General features: G+C 43.1%; 22 protein-coding genes. 3 read left to right on the forward strand and 19 right to left on the reverse strand.

Going from position 1 to position 19,113, the window contains the following annotated elements; all coding sequences use genetic code 11:
- Nucleotides 1-37 precede the first annotated feature (37 nt).
- The 3 genes from rlmD to C1710_RS04960 all read left to right on the forward strand — a co-directional run bounded on the left by rlmD (nt 38) and on the right by C1710_RS04960 (nt 3,104).
- On the forward strand, nt 38-1,414 hold the full coding sequence (gene rlmD, locus C1710_RS04950) for a 23S rRNA (uracil(1939)-C(5))-methyltransferase RlmD (protein WP_102280691.1): 1,377 nt from the start codon (nt 38-40) through the stop codon (nt 1,412-1,414).
- A gap of 373 nt (nt 1,415-1,787) precedes the next feature.
- Complete coding sequence (locus tag C1710_RS04955; RefSeq protein ID WP_086118549.1) at nt 1,788-2,672, forward strand: restriction endonuclease; 885 nt, start codon at nt 1,788-1,790, stop codon at nt 2,670-2,672.
- Between the two features lie 18 nt (nt 2,673-2,690).
- The gene (locus C1710_RS04960) at nt 2,691-3,104 is read left to right on the forward strand and encodes a hypothetical protein (protein WP_078009218.1); all 414 of its coding nucleotides are present in this window, start codon (nt 2,691-2,693) and stop codon (nt 3,102-3,104) included.
- A 24-nt stretch (nt 3,105-3,128) separates the two neighbouring features.
- On the opposite strand, the gene C1710_RS04965 is transcribed toward C1710_RS04960, so the two are convergent.
- From C1710_RS04965 to C1710_RS05055, 19 genes are all read right to left on the reverse strand, one after another.
- Entirely contained in the window at nt 3,129-4,706 is a 1,578-nt protein-coding gene (locus C1710_RS04965; protein ID WP_102280694.1) for a recombinase family protein, read from the reverse strand.
- A complete protein-coding gene (locus C1710_RS04970) occupies nt 4,699-6,360 on the reverse strand; it encodes a recombinase family protein (RefSeq protein ID WP_102280696.1) in 1,662 nt (553 codons plus the stop codon). Before C1710_RS04970 ends, C1710_RS04965 begins: the two co-directional genes overlap by 8 nt.
- A gap of 35 nt (nt 6,361-6,395) precedes the next feature.
- Nucleotides 6,396-6,629: an SHOCT domain-containing protein gene (locus C1710_RS04975; RefSeq protein WP_047767200.1), complete on the reverse strand. Its 234-nt coding sequence runs from the start codon at nt 6,627-6,629 to the stop codon at nt 6,396-6,398.
- 266 nt (nt 6,630-6,895) lie between these two features.
- Entirely contained in the window at nt 6,896-7,774 is an 879-nt protein-coding gene (locus C1710_RS04980; protein ID WP_102280698.1) for a GH25 family lysozyme, read from the reverse strand.
- Entirely contained in the window at nt 7,771-8,184 is a 414-nt protein-coding gene (locus C1710_RS04985; protein WP_003671994.1) for a phage holin family protein, read from the reverse strand. The genes C1710_RS04980 and C1710_RS04985 overlap by 4 nt, the downstream gene beginning before the upstream one ends.
- The gene (locus tag C1710_RS04990; RefSeq protein WP_003671993.1) at nt 8,171-8,554 is read right to left on the reverse strand and encodes a phage head closure protein; all 384 of its coding nucleotides are present in this window, start codon (nt 8,552-8,554) and stop codon (nt 8,171-8,173) included. The genes C1710_RS04985 and C1710_RS04990 overlap by 14 nt, the downstream gene beginning before the upstream one ends.
- Nucleotides 8,554-8,832 (reverse strand): head-tail connector protein, encoded by a 279-nt coding sequence (locus C1710_RS04995; RefSeq protein WP_003671991.1) that lies wholly within the window; start codon nt 8,830-8,832, stop codon nt 8,554-8,556. Before C1710_RS04995 ends, C1710_RS04990 begins: the two co-directional genes overlap by 1 nt.
- Before the next feature lie 16 nt (nt 8,833-8,848).
- Complete coding sequence (locus C1710_RS05000) at nt 8,849-10,027, reverse strand: phage major capsid protein (protein ID WP_102280700.1); 1,179 nt, start codon at nt 10,025-10,027, stop codon at nt 8,849-8,851.
- 18 nt (nt 10,028-10,045) lie between these two features.
- Nucleotides 10,046-10,717 (reverse strand): head maturation protease, ClpP-related, encoded by a 672-nt coding sequence (locus C1710_RS05005; protein WP_003671987.1) that lies wholly within the window; start codon nt 10,715-10,717, stop codon nt 10,046-10,048.
- Nucleotides 10,714-11,979, reverse strand: a complete 1,266-nt coding sequence (locus C1710_RS05010; RefSeq protein WP_180961306.1) for a phage portal protein — start codon at nt 11,977-11,979, stop codon at nt 10,714-10,716. Before C1710_RS05010 ends, C1710_RS05005 begins: the two co-directional genes overlap by 4 nt.
- 28 nt (nt 11,980-12,007) lie before the next feature.
- On the reverse strand, nt 12,008-13,606 hold the full coding sequence (locus C1710_RS05015) for a terminase large subunit (protein WP_102280703.1): 1,599 nt from the start codon (nt 13,604-13,606) through the stop codon (nt 12,008-12,010).
- Nucleotides 13,607-13,673: 67 nt separating this feature from the next.
- A complete protein-coding gene (locus C1710_RS05020) occupies nt 13,674-13,880 on the reverse strand; it encodes a DUF5049 domain-containing protein (protein ID WP_102280705.1) in 207 nt (68 codons plus the stop codon).
- A 2-nt stretch (nt 13,881-13,882) separates the two neighbouring features.
- A complete protein-coding gene (locus C1710_RS05025; RefSeq protein WP_102280707.1) occupies nt 13,883-14,503 on the reverse strand; it encodes a hypothetical protein in 621 nt (206 codons plus the stop codon).
- Between the two features lie 72 nt (nt 14,504-14,575).
- A complete protein-coding gene (locus tag C1710_RS05030; RefSeq protein ID WP_102280710.1) occupies nt 14,576-15,802 on the reverse strand; it encodes a site-specific DNA-methyltransferase in 1,227 nt (408 codons plus the stop codon).
- Nucleotides 15,802-16,344, reverse strand: coding sequence for a P27 family phage terminase small subunit (locus tag C1710_RS05035; RefSeq protein ID WP_102280712.1), 543 nt, complete (start codon nt 16,342-16,344; stop codon nt 15,802-15,804). The genes C1710_RS05030 and C1710_RS05035 overlap by 1 nt, the downstream gene beginning before the upstream one ends.
- Before the next feature lie 119 nt (nt 16,345-16,463).
- A complete protein-coding gene (locus C1710_RS05040) occupies nt 16,464-16,841 on the reverse strand; it encodes an HNH endonuclease (protein ID WP_102280713.1) in 378 nt (125 codons plus the stop codon).
- Nucleotides 16,842-16,990: 149 nt separating this feature from the next.
- A complete protein-coding gene (locus C1710_RS05045; RefSeq protein ID WP_102280714.1) occupies nt 16,991-17,458 on the reverse strand; it encodes a restriction endonuclease in 468 nt (155 codons plus the stop codon).
- Nucleotides 17,455-18,807, reverse strand: a complete 1,353-nt coding sequence (locus C1710_RS05050; protein ID WP_102280716.1) for a DEAD/DEAH box helicase — start codon at nt 18,805-18,807, stop codon at nt 17,455-17,457. The genes C1710_RS05045 and C1710_RS05050 overlap by 4 nt, the downstream gene beginning before the upstream one ends.
- A complete protein-coding gene (locus tag C1710_RS05055) occupies nt 18,788-19,069 on the reverse strand; it encodes a VRR-NUC domain-containing protein (RefSeq protein ID WP_102280718.1) in 282 nt (93 codons plus the stop codon). Before C1710_RS05055 ends, C1710_RS05050 begins: the two co-directional genes overlap by 20 nt.
- Nucleotides 19,070-19,113 lie beyond the last annotated feature (44 nt).

Consider the following 19,113-nt stretch of genomic DNA (forward strand, 5'->3'; position numbering starts at 1 on the left):
GAAACAAGCACTTGCATAGTTTAGAACGGAGGAAAAAATGAAGGTTCAAGTACCAGTTCATAAAAATAACGACTACCAAGGGACGGTAGCTGATCTTACTTACCAGGGCAACGGAGTGGTGAAAGTTGACGACTTCCCGATTTTCGTTCCCAATGCCCTGCCAGGTGAACAAGTGACCGTCAAAGTCACCAAGGTTACTAGTCACTTTGCTTGGGGTCGGGTGATGGAATGGCAGATCAAGAGTGCCGACCGGGTAGAAACAGCCGACCAGAAGCTTTTGCAATCAGGAATTGCGCCGCTAGCCAACCTGAAGTATGATGCTCAACTCAAGTTTAAGCAACGCCAGATTCAGGAATTGTTAGCCAAGGCCCACCTTAATGACATTGAGGTCTTACCGACGATGGGGATGGCTGATCCTTACCATTATCGTAACAAGGCCCAGGTACCGGTAAAACTAGTCCGCGGTCAAGTCGAGACTGGTTTTTACCGTCGTGGCAGTCATAAGTTGGTACCAACGGAAGACTTTGTGATTCAAGACCCACAACTAGATAAGGCAATCGTGGTCGTCCGCGACTTGCTGCGAAAGTTCCACATTGCACCATATAATGAGCAAACAGGTGAAGGTGTTATTCGGACGATCATGGTGCGGCGGGGATACTACTCGCATGAAATGATGGTCGTTCTCGTGACGAAGAAACGCAAGTTACCGATGAAAGAAGAGTTGGTTAAGGGCATCGTCGCGGGGGTTCCGGAGCTGAAGAGCTTGGTGCAAAACGTCAATTCACAACGCACGAACCGCCTGCTGGGCAACGAAGACCACGTCCTGTGGGGAGAATCAGCGATCCACGACACGCTGCTGGGGATCGACTTTACGATCTCGCCACGTTCGTTCTACCAGGTTAACCCGCAACAGACCGAACGGCTGTATTCGACGGCGATTAAGGCGGCTGAACTAGACGGCAGTCAGACGGTAATCGATGCTTATTGCGGTATCGGGACGATTAGTTTGGCGGTGGCTCAGCATGCCAAGGAAGTCTACGGGGTTGAAGTGGTTGCGGAAGCGGTTAATGACGCCAAGCACAACGCCAAGGCCAATGGGATTCGCAATGTCCACTTTGTGGCGGCCAAGGCCGAAGACCAGATGGCTAAGTGGCAAGAGCAGGGGATGCAACCAGACGTGCTGATCGTAGACCCGCCTCGTAAGGGTCTGGACGAACAGCTAATCGAAGCAACCGGCCAGATGGGGCCGAAGAAGGTTGTTTACGTTTCCTGCAACCCAGCCACCCTGGTTCGCGATATCCAACGGTGGGGCGAGCAAGGTTACCACGTGGTCAAGCCGATCCAGCCGGTGGATATGTTCCCACAGACGACGCATGTTGAGTCTGTTACTGTCCTGGAACGTACAGAAAAATAGTCGATAAACGCCGGTGTGACAGTGTTTGTGGATGATTGAAAGTGTACTAATTCTGATTTTAACGATTGGAATTAGTACATTTTTTCTATTTGAAGCTGGCGGGTCGAGTGTTCAATGTCCTATTTCGATAGTGGTGTGTACGAATGTCCATTTTGGCAGGTCGTGTTAATTAGGATAGTGGAAAGTGCTGGAATAGTTGGTATGGCGGTATTTGTCGCTGGTGCGAAAATGTGCTAATTTGGGGTTAAGGATTGAGTTAACGAGTTCAATATTAAATTTTAGCGATTTTACTGAAAAGGTTGAAAATTTGCAGGACGGTAGTGCACTCGACGTATAATATTAATAAAAGAAAATTTTTAAGGCGGGTAGCAAGATGGCAAATCGACAAATTGAAATAGAAAATAAAGCGATGAAAGAGATTCTTATTGCAATGCATAATCTTGGTGGGCAAGTAACCAGAAAACAAGTGTTGCAAGAACTTCATGATAACTCAGAAGTATTCAGTGAAAAAGAGATCGATGAAACCCGAACCTCAAAAAAGAGTGGTAAAGTCTACCACCCGTTCCAATGGAAGTTTAATTTTGCAGTTAAGCATTTGATTCTTGCCAGATTTATTGATACAGAAAATGGCCGTGATTTAGAACTTTCCAAAAAGGGTCGCAATGTAGATATTGACAACTTTGATGCTGATAGGGATGTTAGAACCATTTCAGAGGGTAAGATGCCTCATCATAAGACTCATAATAAAGCTGAGAAAGTCTCTGCAGACGATCAGGATGATTCGGAAGAGGTAGATGAACCATGGCGTCAGCAGTTGCTGGATGCGTTGATCAAAATGAACCCTAAGAAGTTTGAGCTCTTTTGTCGTGGATTACTCACCAAAATGGGTATTGACGTTGATGATGAAATTGGTGTTCAGTATGTTGCCGACGGTGGCGTAGATGGCTTTGGCTATGTTCGTTCTGATGATTACAGGACTACACGGGTAGCTCTTCAGGCTAAGCGTTGGCAAGGTAAGGTGTCAGCACCCGAAATTGATAAGTTCCGTGGAGCAATGGACAAATTTAACGCTGAATTCGGTATTTTTATCACTAATTCAGATTTTACTAGAGAAGCAGTTAAGACTGCTCGTGAAGGTACTCGAATCATTACTTTGATTAATGGCGACCAGATCTGTGATTTAGTAGCTAAGTATAACTACTATGTTGAACCAGTGACGACTTATCGCTTGAAGGATTTTTATTTGGATAAGGATTAAAAGTAGGGGGATATTCTATTGTCTATAGTATCGGATTCAATAAGCGTTGCTGAAAAAGTACAAGAAATTGCTAAAAAGTATAAGGATAAAGAGTTAAATAATGAAATCATTGCACTTCAGCAAAAAATAATTTCACTTGGTAACGATAATCTTAAATTAAAAGAAGAACTAACTACGCTGAAGTCTGAAGTTTGTAGTAATAAAACAGTTAAGATGGATGATAACGGCTTTATTAGGAAAGAAAAAGATAATAAAAAATACTGTCCGAAGTGTTGGAATAAGGATAGAAAACTATCTATAATGCCAAATCACGGCATAAAAGAATTTGACGGAATAAATGAATATGCTTTTGAGTGTCCGGCATGTGGATATATAGTTTATAGCAAGGATAATTTTACAAATACTACCAAAAACGACACCCAGCCAAAATAGCTGAGTGCCGCATAGATCAAATATTCATTTATTAACTTTAATAACTTCACCATCTTTGAACGTGAATTCCATGTAGCGTTTGAAAATGGTGATTTTTTCTACTAAGCGACGAACTAGTTGTTCATCAAAGTCTACTAAACCATATTTGTGAAATTCGACCAGCTTATTGATTTCATCAATGCTGTGTAGTTTTGTTTGCTTGTCAGTTTCACGACTCTGTACTTTTTCTTTTTGTTTCCGCAGGTCCATAATTTGTTGGGTCAGGGCATCGCAATTTTGATGTTGGTTGGCAGCCTGGATGAGCTGTATTTGCACTTCTTCCAGTTGCTTATCGAGTTGATCAAGGGTTGGACCTTTAGAGTTTTTGATGACCTTCATGATGTTAGCCTTGATCTGCTTGTCAGCTAACTTATGTCCTTCAATGAGCTGATTAAAAGCTTGTACAGTTGCTTCTTTGAGAAGAGGCTCTTTGACATTTCTAATCATGCATCGCCGTCCAGATTTACTTCGCTTTATTCGGCTAGCACAGCGCCAGACTGCTACCTTTTCTGGCCAATACCACATATTCCGTTGAAAAATATCGCCGCATTTTCCACAGAATACTCTTTGAGAGAAACAATATTTGCCGTTAAGTCGACGGTGCTTACCATTCTTAGTAGTGATCCCGTTTTGCCGTTGTTTGATGAGCTGCTGGACTTGCATGAATACCGGCTTGGGAATAATCGCTGGATGGTCGTTTTCCACATAGTATTGGGGCATAATCCCATTATTCTTTACGCGTTTCTTGCTTAGAAAATCAACAGTGTAAGTCTTTTGTAATAGAGCATCACCCATGTACTTCTCATTCTTTAGGATTCTTGAAACACCGCTGGATTGCCAGTTCTTTGTTTTACCACCGGTTAAAATACCATCAGCTTTGAGTGAATCCGCGATTTGTTTCATACTCATCCCGTTTAGATAGCTATAGAAGATCCGTTTGATGACTTTAGCTTCTGCCGGTTCAATTACCAGATTACCCTGAGCATCCTTGGTATAACCGAGAAAGTGGTTGTGATTGACGAAGACCTTACCTTGTTGGTAGCGGTACTGAATTCCCATTTTAACGTTTTGCGATAGGGACTCACTTTCTTGCTGGGCGAGGGAAGCCATGATGGTAATCAGCACTTCACCTTTAGCGTCCATGGTGTTAATGTTCTCCTTTTCAAAGAAGATTGCCACGTTGATAGCTTTTAAGTCCCGGATATACTTCAGGCAATCGATAGTATTTCGGGCAAACCGACTAATTGATTTAGTAACAATCAAGTCAATCTTACCGGCTTTGCAGGCTGCAATCATCTGATTAAATTGTTCCCGCTTCTTAGTGTTAGTCCCTGAAATCCCATCATCGGCGTAGATGCCTGCAAACTCCCAGGTTGGCTCTTTTTGAATTAATTCTTTGTAATGGACCACTTGAGTTTCATAAGAACTGGCTTGTTCATCGTAATCCGTTGAAACTCGACAGTAGGCAGCCACGCGGAGTTGTTCAAATGGTTGCCTGCTTTGTTGCGGTTGAACACTATTGCCCTTTTGCTGATGAGCGGGAATGATTCTCACTTTACCCAATTAAATCACCTTCACTTTCGATAATACTGTACAAATATTCTGTTTGTTTGATTGGATCGTTGTAACGTTGTTTGATGATGTCACGATAAAAGTGTCCATCGATAGTGGCATTTTTGTTTAGCTTTTCAGGTAGCTTTAATCCACATTTCAAGATGAACGTTGCTTTGTTTGAACTGTTAACCACAATCTGTTGAACAAATTCTTGAAATACACCTTCATCAAACTCAGTAAGCTGTTTCCCTTGATGGCACCAACGTAATAAGGTACGAACATCCTCAAAGTCATTTGCTGAATCAGTATTTTGGCCATTAAGCTGTTTAATCTTTTCCTGACATTGGTAAGTGTCTTGCTCGAGTCTAGCGGTTTGGTTGACGTAGATCGCTTTATCTAATAAACCGGCATGCATCAATTCGGTGAGCGTTTCAGCTTTGTGGTCATTTGCTTTGATTTGCTTAGTTAAAGAAATCAGTTGACCATCGCTGTTGACATTAGCTTCTTCTTTCAGGCCTTCTAACAATGGCTGAAGTAAGAACTTCTTACTGTAAACTAGCTTATTTATCATATTGCAGAAGGCAGCTTTCAGACTGGCTTCAGACACTGCCTTAGTTGGACATTGCTGAGCAGATCTTAAATGTTGCTGGCAGGCCCAGTAGATTTTATGTGGCCGCGTTTGTCGTTTGAAAATCGTCCCACATTGACCACAGATGATTTTGCCAGAAAATAGGTAGTGCTGTTGATACTTATGGCTGCCAGTTTTGATATGGCGTTTTTTGACGGCTTCTTTAAGCAGAACTTGCACTCTGTTAAAGTTTTCATGGTTAATCAAACTAGGGTGATGATCTTCAATTAGATATTGAGCGAGTTCACCTTGGTTAAAATGACGATGATATTGATCGTCACGGTAGGTTTTCTGGCAGAGCATATCACCGGTGTAATTACTGTTTCGCAAGATATTAATTACAGTGTTACTACGCCATTGGCCACCACGTTTTGTTGATACCTGCTTTTGATTTAATTCTTTAGCAATTTGACTGGCTGATGTTCCACTTAGAAATCGTTGAAAGATTTGTCGTACAGTCTTTGCTTCAGTATGGTTGATAACTAAGTTGCCATCCTCAATTGAATATCCATAGGGTGCTGAGGATACATGGAATTTGCCACTAGCAAAACGTTTCCTGATTGCCCAGCGTAGATTTCCGGCAGTTGAGTGGGATTCATCCTGGGCAATACTGCTAAGAATCGATAGAAATAACTCACTGGCCATTGCTCCAGTATTGATATGCTCTTTCTCAAAGATAATTGGAATATTCAATTGCTGTAATTCCCGGACAATCTGCAAACAATCAGTTGTATTTCGTGACAAACGGCTAATTGATTTGGTCACCACGAGGTCAATCCGGTGATTATGACAATCAGTTAGTAATTCTTTTAAGGCGTTCCGCTTGGTCATCTTGGTGCCTGAGATTCCTTCATCATAGTAGATCTTAGCCAGCTCCCAATTAGGGTGGTTGTTAATGTACTTTTGATAATGGGCACGTTGATTTTCAAGACTTTCTAGTTGTTCAAAATTATCGGTTGAAACTCGACAGTAGGCTGCGACACGGAGTTGCTTGACATCATGTTGGTAACCTTGAATTTTGGTAATGGTTGACATGACAAACCTCCTTTCGTCAGTGTGGTATGTTAGCTCTAGAACCTTGATGTATCAACACTTCCTGGTCCTAATAAGGGCGGAAATGATTGTTTATTTAAGTCATCAATTTCCTTAAATTCAGTGGTTGAGATTAGACCCTTGTTGAGTAGAACTTGAATGATTTGTTTTGATTGTTGATAATGCAAATCATTCAATAATTGTTCTGAACTAATATTATTCTTTATTGATTGCAGTGGTTGATGAGTTACCGCTTGAACTTTCTTTATCATTTTTAATTACCTCCACTAATAAGCCAGCGGAAGTAGAAAAGTAAACCCTCAAATCAACTTGCTAATTGAAACAGATTCTTTAATATATAGTAAGAGGGCGAGGTCGCTACTCTGACCCTCAAGCGTGATCTGAGATACGTGTTTTATTTGAGAAGAAGTCTTGTTTGACTCCAACCACAGTTTAGGAAGAGCTAACCATCTTATATGGTTGGCTTTTTGTTATGGTAAAAGAAAAAAGCCTGCAGACCGGAGTCCACAGGCAAAAGTTACAATAATTGATTAACTCGTTTTTGAATTTGGGTGGGGTCATAGCCGGCTTGCTTCAAGCGGTTGATTCGTTCATTACCATTTCCCCAGGATCCTCGGATAACTTCGCGTGCAATTTGGTCAACTGACTTACGGTTCAAGAGACGGTTAACCTTTTCTTGGACCACCGCATAGTCATAACCAGCAGCGGTTAAGAGCTGTTGACGATCGGTACCATTACCCCATTGACCATTTAAGACTTCAACAGCTAGCTCATCAGGGTTCTTCCTGGTAACTGGCTGCTTTTTGTTAATGACAGCTGCGTAGTCAATGTAGGCATAATCTAGATCACAGTTGCCATTGACACCTGGAACAGAACCAGTAGAGGAATGTTGCCAGATTCCGTAATTACCACTGTAGTTACAACACGGACCATATTCAGCCACCCAGACAGCATAGCGTTGAGCGACGGAAGGTGAAATGTAATTTTGCAGTGGTGATCGCGAAATATACAGTCCGGCATAGCAACCGTTTTGTTCCAAAACACTACAAAAGCTTTTCACTAAGCTATCACAGAAGTTACGACCATTGGCAAACTGCCACTTTTCTTCTAAGTCAAAGTAGATTGGAAAATCAAAATGACGATTACCAAGGACGGTTAAACAGGCCCGGGCTTCATTGGCTGCATCAGCGGGAGAAACGGCATAGGAATACCAGTAGGCACCCACTTGTAAACCAGCTGCTTTGGCTTGGGTATAATGTTCTGCAAAGTAACGGTCTTCTTGGCTTGCTGACCGACCATAACCAGCTCGGATTAGAACGAATTTAACACCACTTGCTTTGACTGCATTGAAATCCACATGGCCTTGCCATTCAGAAACATCAATTCCAGAAATCATTGATGATCACCATCCTTATCATGTAATTGTTGGAGGACACTCTTTAACTTATCGGGCACAGGTAGACCTAAGCGACTGGTATTTTCTAGTAATGAAATGCCCTCATTAGAGATATAGAAGAAAATCGTAGCAGTACGGATCGCTGAACCATTCTTTAATAGGTAAATATCAAGGCAATGTGCAATACCGACCAATAATAGAATTAACACTTTGCGCGTAAGCCCACGAAAGCCAATTTCACTGGAGAGTTTATGTTCGTTAATGGCACAAAGCACTCCGGTGATATAGTCCACTACCATGAAAATGAGTAGAACATATAGAAAACCATCCAGTCCGCCTAAGAACCAGCCGAGGAAAGCCCCAATTGCACCAAAGCATGAATTAATTACTGTTAAACTAGTTGTCTTCATTCGGATCATCAACTCCTCTCGAATATTCAGCCTTAATTTCCAGATACTCATGGTTGTACTTAACGTCATCAATAAAGCCAATATTGTAGCCACGACCTTCAAACCAAATGTTGGTTTCTTCGTCAACATCATCACGGTATCGGATGATGAATGACAGTTGTTTTTCCAATTTCACCGTGACCGCTGTGTAGTATTCCTGACCGTGTAGGGCAGAAACTTTTGCCCACACATCGCCTAAGCGAACATCCTTGTACATCGACATTCCGGTATTAGGATTTTCGCCGACATATTTCTTTTTCATCAGCGTAATGCGGCGATCTAGTTCACCAATATCAGCAATCTTACTGACCCGTTTATTTTGCTGTTGCATTAAAATTCCTCCTTCCGGTAAGGGGACAAGATAGCCCGAAGAAACTTGATCATGGCATCAAAATCAGCCGTTTCCCGATATTCGTAAAGGTAAGCTACGGTATAGAGAATCGCGGTATGAATATCATCAGGGAGAGGATCAAATGCTGATAGAGGCTGACGAAGGACATTTTCGACGGTAGCAGTCGCCGATCCAATCAACTTTGTGATGAGGTCATCTTCAACAGTGTTATCAACTCTTAGGTAGGCTTTTGCTTCGGCCAAAGTAATAGCAGCCACATTTCATCAGTCCTTTCTACTTAGCAGCCATGGCAAGAGTTTTAATGGCTTCTGGGAGGATGACTTTGCCATCTACTCGTTGCGAGCCCAAGAAACCGACTTGACCAGTTACAGCATAAAGTTCATTAAGTCGTTTAAAGGTTCGACCTTGACGATCAGCAATCCAATAGTAATTGAAATCACCAAAGAGCACTGGTTTATTAGATGCGGCCATGGATGGCATGAACGGACTAGTATAAACTGGGCAATTGAGGATTCGATCTGGTTGGCCAGCTTGAACAGAAGGCTGCCAGATATATTGACCATTGTTATCCTTCATTTTGCGAATGGCTTTCACGGTATCATCATTCATTAAGAAAACAGCATTTTGACGGTATGGTGCTCTTAAGGAATAGAAAAGTTCGATCAAATCATCAAAAGTCAATGTATCGGCCTTAGCAGCTGTGGATCCCGCAGACGCACCATTAGTGTCGGTTAAGATACCAGTTGGTTGGCCAGTGCCGGTACCCGTTAGGAAGGCTTGTTCTTCAGCATTACCAAGTCGACGACCAAATTCATCAGATAAATAGGACATCAAGTCGAAGGCGGAGTCATTCAGTAGTTCTTCCGATACCTTGATCAGAGTCCCCAATTTGTGAGCACTGAGGGATACTTGACTAAATTGAGTATTAGATTCTGTGTAGGCTGCTTCTTCCTCGAGCCAAGCAGCTGTTCCTTCGCTCGCGACAACCGGAATCTTATGTTCACCGCTATTGGTTTGAATGACATGGCTGATGGTTCGCAGGACGTTGGCTTCTTGAAGCTTTTGAATCAGTTGATTTTCAAACTCATTTGGCACTAGGAAGCCACCATCTGGATCCGTACCTTCTTTTAGTGCATCAACGACCGCATGACCACGCATCATTTGCCAAAAGTTCTGCGCATAAGCATCCTGACCCTTTGGTAATTCTCCAGCAGTCGGGGTATTAGTAAGGGCTTTAGTTGTGGGCTGATTGAGTTCTGCTTCAATTTCATCTTGTTTATGGAGCCGATCGATTTCCTTACCCAAGTTGACGACGTCTTGTTCCATCTTTTCGTAGGTAGCGTTGTCCTCAGCAGAAAGTACATCAGCTTCTTTTTGTTTAGTGTCCAGGAAATCCTTTGCTTGCTTCCAAATACGGGCACGCTTTTCTTGTAATTCAGTAATCTTGTTCATTGATAAGTTCCTCCTAAATTAGTGTGATAACAAAGAAAGCCGCTTTTGCAGCGACTTTACAGAAATAGTAGATTTTGCTTTAGGCTTGAGTTTATTCAATAACACCAGGTCAGATTGCTTATCGGAATACGAGTAACAATCTGTGACATTCTTATTGTCACCCAGCATGGCATCAGCAAAGCCTAATTCGATAGCTTTATTGACGTTCATCCAAGTTTCGTTATCCATCATTGTTGAAATCTTTTCACGGGGCAGGTTGGTTTTCAGCTCATAGGCATTGATGATCGACTCCTTGGTTTCAGCTAGCATTTGCGCAGCGTGGTCGAGATCTCTTTCTTGACCGCCGACAATAGTCAGTGGATTGTGGATCATTAGCATAGCCGCAGGAGCCATTGAAACAGTAGTTCCAGCCATCGCAATTACCGAAGCAGCAGATGCCGCAATACCTGAGATTTTGACATTGACTTCATTCGGGTAATTCATCAGCATGGTATAAATTTGACTGGCAGCGGTACAATCACCACCAGGGGAGTTCAGCCAGAGATCGATTGGATCCTGACTTTCATTAAGTTCGTCTTGGAATACCTGTGGTGAAACATCGTCATGCACCCAGCTATCAGGAGCAATTACCCCAGAGATAGCTAGTTGCCGCTGATCACCATTTTGTTTCCAGTTCCAGAAACGTTTCATTCTTTTGGTTCCTCACTTTCTTTGGTTGTTTGCGTGTTATAGAAATTACCGGCTTGGTTAAGTGGCAGCATGTTACCGTTAACCAAGTACTGATCACCACCTTCATCAGCAGGGATACGGTTGAGATCCTCTAACTCACGAATGTCATTAGCAGATAACCAGCCATTTTGTCGACCAATGGCATACCCATTCATCCGGCTTTCGTAATCACCACGTAGTAGTCCATCAACATTGAATTTAACGAAAAACTTTCGTTGATCATCAGCGGAAAGTAGCTGTTGATTCATAGCTTGTTCCCAGCGAATACACCAAGGGTTCAGGGTGTACTTTACAAATTCGAGTGATTGTTGCTCGATATTTGAGAAAGTCGAACGATCTAGGTCACCAACCATATGCGGTGGTACACGAAAAATTCTGGCAATTTCGTCGAGTTGGAATTTTCGAGTATCAAGAAATTGCGCTTGGTCGGGTGGAATGGAAAGCTGGTGAAAAGTCATTCCTTCTTCCAAGACAGCAATGCTGTGATTATTAGATCCCGAAAATTGTGACTGCCAACTTTTCCGAAGCCGTTCAGGGTCTTTGACTACATTAGGGTGCTCTAGAACACCACCAGGAGTGGCATCATTTTTGAAGAAAGTGGCTCCGTATTGTTCGGCAGCCATGGATAATCCAATCGCATTCTTAGCCATAGCAATGGGACTGTAACCAATCAAACCATCAAAACCCAATCCGGCGATATGAAGGACTTCATCGGACAAGAGAATTACTTGTTTCAATTTATTTTTTGCCTGGTAATCATCGTAGTTGCGAGTATAGGTATAGTAGATTTCACCGTTGGCAGCTCTGTTAACGTCCATTCGATCAGGCATCAAAGGATAGAGTCCGGTGATCTTGCCTTGACCGTTTCGAATGATTTGTGCATAGGCATTACCCCACAGTAATAAATGGTTCATCATGGTTTCACGAAAGATAAAACTGGTCATTTCTGGATTTGGCGCATCATGAAGCAAAAAATAAAGCGGGTGGTTAATTGCCCGCTGTTTACCACCATCGCTGGTGTATTGATAAATATGAAGTGGTAGTTCAGCTAATCCTTCAGCCAAGACTCGAACACAAGCATAAACTGCAGTATTTTGCATTGCAGTACGTTCGGTCACATTTTGGCCAGCCATCGAACTGCCGAAGAAAAATGACATGGTGCTAGACAAGGTGTTTTTAGGTGAAGCTTTATTGGTATGGAATAATTTATTAAATAAACCCATGGCATCAACTCCTTTCAGTCCTACGCAATTACAACATCAATAGGCCTCGACCATCATAAACAGAATCACCATTATCCTCATTTCGGATAGCACGATCCAGTCCCATAATGGTGGCCACTACGCCATCAATTTTTTCGGTTGACTTAGCCTTATCCGGTTTGATATTTCCGGCTGGGTCAGTGCGGATGTAGATGTTATCCATCATCCAGCGTAAGACCGGATGACCACCATGAGCGATCTTCTTTTCCAGAGTTAATCGCATTAGTTCTTTAGTTGGAGGCGTCATGTCCTTAAATCCCTGGCCAAATGGGACCACGGTGAATCCCATACCTTCAAGATTTTGAACCATTTCGACAGCTCCCCACCGGTCGAAAGCAATTTCACGGATGTGATATTTCTTTCCCAGATCATCAATAAAGTGTTCGATGAATCCGTAGTGAACCACATTTCCTTCTGTTGTTTGCAGATAACCTTGCTGCTTCCAAATATCGTAAGGAACATGATCACGTCGAACTCGTAAGTCAACATTATCTTCAGGAATCCAGAAATAGGGTAGAAGGGTATAACCTTCAGAATCATCCCTTGGTGGAAACACTAGAACAAAAGCAGTTATATCGGTAGTCGACGACAGGTCGAGTCCACCGTAACAATCTCGTCCCCGTAGTTCATTAGGATCAACTGGAAAAGCACAAGCATCCCATTTATCCATGGGCATCCAACGAACGTCCTGTTTTACCCATTGATTCAAACGAAGCTGTCGGAAGGTATTTTCCTCTGCTGGATTTTCCTTGGCAGAGTTGTAGGCGTCCTTGACTTTCTCCATTTTGACTGTAATTCCTAAAGAAGGATTAGCTTTTTTCCAGACTTCGGGGCTCGACCAATCCTCATCCCGATCAGCACCATAAATTACCGGGTAAAAGCGGGGGTCATGTTTTCGACCTTTCATGATATCAATTGCTTTTTGATGGACTTGATAACAAATGGAATGCTCATCATTGCCAGCGGTTGTGATTAAGAAGTAAAGGGGCTGAGTTCTGGCATCCCCCGATCCCTTCGTCATAACGTCATAGAGTTTCCGGTTCGGTTGGGTATGCAGTTCGTCAAAGATAACTCCGGACACATTAAACCCATGTTTAGAATAGGCGTCAGCAGATAGAACTTGATAAAAGCTATTAGTTGGTTCGTAGATCAACCGCTTCTGTGAAGCAAGAATTTTACAACGTTTCTTTAAGGCTGGGTTCATTCGCACCATGTCGGCAGCCACGTCAAAGACAATCGCGGCCTGTTGACGGTCAGCAGCACAACCATAAACCTCTGCTCGTTCTTCACCATCGGCACAGCAGAGTAACAAAGCGATGGCGGCAGCTAGTTCTGATTTACCTTGCTTCTTTGGGATTTCTACATAGGCAGTATTGAATTGACGATAGCCATCTGGTTTTAGGATTCCAAAGACATCACGAATAATTTTTTCTTGCCAGTCGATGAGGTCAAAAGGTTTACCGGCCCAGGTTCCCTTGGTATGGCATAGGCATTCGATAAATGAAACTGCAAAATCGGCAGCGTCTTTGTTGTAGGCCGAATTCTTAGCCATGAACTGAGTGGGTTTATAATCTTTTAGTTTTCGCAAGAGGGCATCACATCCTTTCAGTTGTACTAAAAAAGCACTGAGAATTAACTCAATGCTTGGCTGATGATTAATTAAACTTGCCAGTTAATATCAAATTTACGTACCCGGCACGGTCAGTGGTCAAATAGTCGATTAGATCGTAACAATTATAGTAGTAAGCCAGACGCTTTACGTTTTCGACATCAAACATATTTATTTCACCGGTATTGCGAATTTGTAAAACCTGTTGGCGAATACGATCACGTTTGGCTAATTCTTCTTTGATTCTGTTCATGACTAAGCCTCCTGGTTCTTAAAAGCAGCTGATCCGGTTAGATTTCGTAGCAGTACTTTTCTTTGTGCTTTGTATTCGGGACCGATAAATCCTAGGCGTAGCAAGAAGCAACGGAAGACATATTTCTCATTAATCTCTTCGTGTGGTTCTGATATGATTCGTTTGTGGCTGATGGCGTATTGCACTAACTTGTCGACAAATTGTTGATAAGCCAGCGCATCACTAGCATCAACTTGATCAAACCAATTAAATGTTACTTGTTGGTCGTCAACGTCTAAGGGGAGCGTTTCCAGCTGGCAAGCATCCTTAATTAGCTGTCCCTTGGCCCAGATTAGGTGACACAGGTTATCGAGAGCTTGATCTGTAAATTTATCTCGCCGGTAGGTCAGATTCAGTTTAATTATTTCAGTAGGGTGGAAGCCTTGCTGTTCAAGGTATTCAAGTAAATTGGTTGGAATTTCATCCGAGGATGTTAGGATTCCATCTTTGTTAACAGTGTACTTGCCAATCTGATAAGCGTAGGTAGGTGTGTACTGATATTCTGCCTTTTGATGAGTATAGACAGCTAGCTTTGTCACCAGTTCTTTTCGCTGCCGACCGTGTACATTAAATTTGATTTCCATCTTCTGTATCTCCTTATTGGGTTACTGTATACATCACTCTAAAAGGCACAGATAGCAAGGCTTTTCAGTACTTTAGGCCGGCTTTTTAACCTTACTGTAAGGAATCGATTTCCCATCCCTTTCCACACTGACTTTCTGATCCGAATCGACTTGTTCAATATAGCGGTTGACGATGACATCGCAATATTTAGGATCCAGCTCCATCATGTAGCAAATCCGATTAGTCTGTTCACAAGCAATGAGAGTGGATCCAGAACCGCCAAAGGGATCAAGAACTGTACAGTTAGACATTGTCGAATTCATGATTGGATAGGCAAGTAAGGGGATAGGTTTCATTGTTGGGTGTTCCTTACTTTGCTTAGGACGGTCAAATTCCCAGATAGTGGATTCCTTTCGCCCGGTGTACCATTCGTGTTTGCCATCTTTCTTCCATCCATAGAGTACGGGTTCATGCTGCCACTGGTAGGGTGAACGACCAAGTACTAATGATTGCTTCTTCCAGATACAGCAACCGGATAAATAAAAACCAGCATCTTGGAAAGCACGGCGGAAGTTAAGGCCTTCCGTATCGGCATGGAAAACATAGATGCTGGCATCGTTAGCCATCGCTTGATTCATATTTTGAAAAGCAGCGAGCAGAAACTGGTAGAACTTGTCATCGGCTTGATGATCATTCTTGATCTTGCCAGCCTTGCTGGAGTAATCGACATTGTATGGTGGATCAGTTAACACTAGGTTGACCTTATGATCACCCAGTAATTTCTGGTAGCTTTCTGTTTTAGTAGCGTCACCACATAATAAAGTATGTTTACCTAAGTGCCATAAGTCGCCAGACTTCGAAAAAGTCGGTTTATCCAATTCACCATCCACGTCAAAATTATCATCATGGGTGTCATCTTCGGTACCGAGAAGATCAGAGATCTCATTCTCGTCAAAACCAGTTAATGAAACATCCAAATCGCTGGCCTGTAAGTCGGTCATGAGCAGAGCCAACTTATCCTTATCCCAATCACCGCTGATTTTGTTAAGTGCAATGTTCAGTGCCTTTTCTTTCTCATCATCCAGACTAACGACAACACATTCGGCTTCCTGGGTTCCTTCATCTTGGAGGATTTTTAACCGCTGGTGTCCTCCAACTATGCGACCAGTTTGTTGGTTCCAGATGATTGGATCGACATAACCGAATTCTTTCATTGAACGTTTTAACTTTTCGTAATCAGGATCGCCAGGCTTGAGATCTTTACGCGGATTGTAATCGGCAGGAATTAGATCCGCAATTTTTTTCTTGATAAATTTCATTAGTTCATTCCTTTCCGGCTTCTTAAGAGCCGCTCCATCACATCATCTTGTGGTGTAGATCCTTGGTAAGTAGCAGCATTATTTTCCTTAACCACCTGAAAAATTTGAAACCACAACTGACTGGACTGTTTCATATAGTCACGACTCATCGAAACGTATGGTGAGGCAATCGCATTACCAGTGGTTGGGTGACGAGCCAGAAAACCAAACTTAGAGATACATTCTTCACACTGAATCCATCGGCTGACGCTAACGGCGTATTGTTCGATTAACTGGGTATTGACTAATTTATCGCAGCCTCGTTCGACCAGCCATTCCCAGGTTTCTTTAAAAATATCAGCAGCGTCAAACTCTAAGCCATTTTTCTGCTTGGCTTTGAGGTACTTTTTGACTGGCGGCATCACGTGGCCTTCCAGATTAGCTGGCTCTGGCAAATCAATGACGGTTGCTTCTTGGCCAGCTTCGAGCTTATCGTGCAGTGATTTAGATCTTCGCCCAGCGCCGACCCGGAATCCGCCACGATTCGTACCATCTTTAGCCAAATCTCTCCCTCCTTCCGGCAAGGGTTAATACCCCGTTTGATTTCGATTTTTTGTACACGAAGGCCCAGGCCCGCTCCCGCGCGAAAAATTTTTAAGGATTTGATGGCCCCCTCCGTGGTTTAGTAATGATATCGACGTGGCTTTTTATGCCAGCGATCATTCATCTGGGCGGTGATGCGGGAGTGGCATGGCTTACATAATGCCATCAGGTTCTTGAACTCGTTGGTGCCGCCGTGTTCCAGAGGCAGAACGTGATGGACCTCGGTGGCTTGGGTATACCTTCCTTGGCTCAGGCACATCTCACAGAAGGGATGGTGGAGCAAGTAGCGTTGACGGATCTTTGGCCAGCCGTGATGATAGCGCGGACGACTACGCTTTGGTCGTTGGTAACGATTATAGTGAGAGCTGACTTGCTTGGCGTGCGCGTCACAATAAGTGTTGTGGGTCAGTCGTGGGCAGCCAGGATAACGACATGGCTTCTTAGGTGAGTAGGGCATGACACTCCTCCTTCCTGTAGGCATAAGAAAAGCCCAGCAGTTTAAAGCCGCCAGGCTCCAATCGTTATAAAGCAAATGCCTTTGTCCTAATTTTCTACACTATCATCGTAACATGGATAAGCCTCTTATTTGTTCTCCGTTTTACCTTTCTAATGATGGGCACCGTAAAGCAGGAGAGTGAGATGGTCAAGTGCCTTGTTTTTCTTATTGTAGGCAGTAGTTTTAGCAATGAAGTATTTATCCATCAACAGCGCTAGTCCTTGGTTTATTGACTGGTCGGGAGTTCGGTAACAAGTATCAAGAACAAACCGCTCGTCCTCAGTCAGCTCTTGCCATGCAGGTTCAAACCATTTGAAGTAAAGACGGGCTTGCTGATAGCGCTCGTTCAGTTTAGTAACTTGATTGATTCCATGGATCAGACGATGTTCGGTGGGATTATCCTTGTTGTTGCTACTCGGGGAGAAACCATACCGCGGTGAATTGACTCCAATCATCTGTTGCTTAGCTAACTTCAAGTCGTCCTGGTAGGAATCAATGATGAATCGCATTCCATCGTAGTCTTTCAAAGCCGCGACGGTTGCTCGCCGTTTATCTAAGTAGTTCCACATGATGCTCATACTGTTACGCCTCCTCGTAGGTTAGCTTTGACTGCGTTGATCAAGGCTAACTGAGTTTTGTCCTTTCGTTTCAAGGCCGCTAGGATGTTTTCATCGATTGTTCCTTGGGTGATTAAATGATAGATCACTACTGGCTGTTGTTGACCTTGTCGCCAGAGTCGGGCGTTGGTTTGCTGGTAAAGTTCTAGGCTCCAGGTCAAGCCGTACCAAATCAAGGTAGAGCCACCAGCTTGTAAATTCAGCCCATGACCAGCGGAAGCTGGATGGATTAGTGCTAAGGGAATCTTACTGGCATTCCAATCCTGAATATCTTTAACGGTTTTAATTTCACGAGCGGTAAAACGCTGCTTAATCTGAGCCAAGTCGTGTTTGAACCAATAGGCAACCAGGACTGGTTTACCGTTCGCTGCTTCAACTAAATCTTCTAAAGCATCGAGTTTACGTTGGTGAATCTGTACTACCTGCTGTTGGTCATCGTAAACACAACCGTTGGCCATTTGGCAGAGCTTGTTGGATAAACTAGCAGCATTTAAAGCATCAATTTGTTTGCCCTGGGTCGACACTACTAATTGGGCATTTAATTCGTCATAGATTGTTTGTTCACTATTACTCATCTTAACGGGCATTGTGTCCATCGTAAGTGGTGGCAGTTGCAGGTAATCTTTTGACTTCATGGAAATCGTGATGTCATCAATGGCGCGGTAGATGCTTTGGTCTGCACCTGGCTTGGGCTTGTAAGTAAAGACCCGGTACATGTTTCGCCTGTCAGGGTCAAAGTAATTAGCTCGGTAGTAAGAAATGAAGCGGCCGAGTCGTTTACCCATATCAAGAACGCGAAACTCTGCCCAGAGATCCATCAAACCATTCGAAGATGGAGTACCAGTCAAACCAACCACCCGCTTAATTAAAGGTCGAACTTTCTTCAAAGCTCGGAAGCGTTGAGAGCGGTAGGACTTAAAGCTGGATAGTTCATCAATGACTAACATGTCGTAATCAAATGGAATGGCTGATTCGATAAGCCATTTTAAGTTCTCACGATTAATGATGTAGATATCCACATCTTTCTGGGCAGCTCTGATACGCTGATCCTTGTTACCTGTGATCACAGAGTAAGTCAAGCCCTTTAGGTGATCCCATTTGTTCAGTTCTTCTGGCCAGGTTTGTTTAGCCACCCGTAGTGGTGCAACTACTAATACTCGCTGTATTTCAACCCGATCGATGAGTCTTTTAATAGCTGTAAGGGTAATGACACTTTTACCGAGTCCCATGTCGAGTAAAATCGCTGCCACTGGATGATCGAGGATAAACTGGGTAGCGTACTGTTGGTAGTTATGAGGCTTGTATTGCATCGAGCATCCCTCCAATCTGACTAAGTTGGTCGCAAACAAAAACCTGAAAGCCTAATTCTTTGACTTGATTGATCCGTTGGATTTGCAGGGGACGGGGATGATTACCGGGGGCTTTCATTTCAACGAAGCCCATGTGGCCATCAGGAAGAAGTACGACGCGATCAGGTACTCCGGCCATCGATGGCGAAACAAACTTCAAGCATAATCCACCCCGTTTTTGAGTTGCTTTAACAAATGCTGACTCGATTCGTTTTTCTAACATTCTTTTATCCTTTCTAAACATTGATGCATCAAGCTTTAACGATC

It is taken from the genome of [Lactobacillus] timonensis (assembly GCF_900240275.1).
Lineage (GTDB): Bacteria > Bacillota > Bacilli > Lactobacillales > Lactobacillaceae > Limosilactobacillus > Limosilactobacillus timonensis.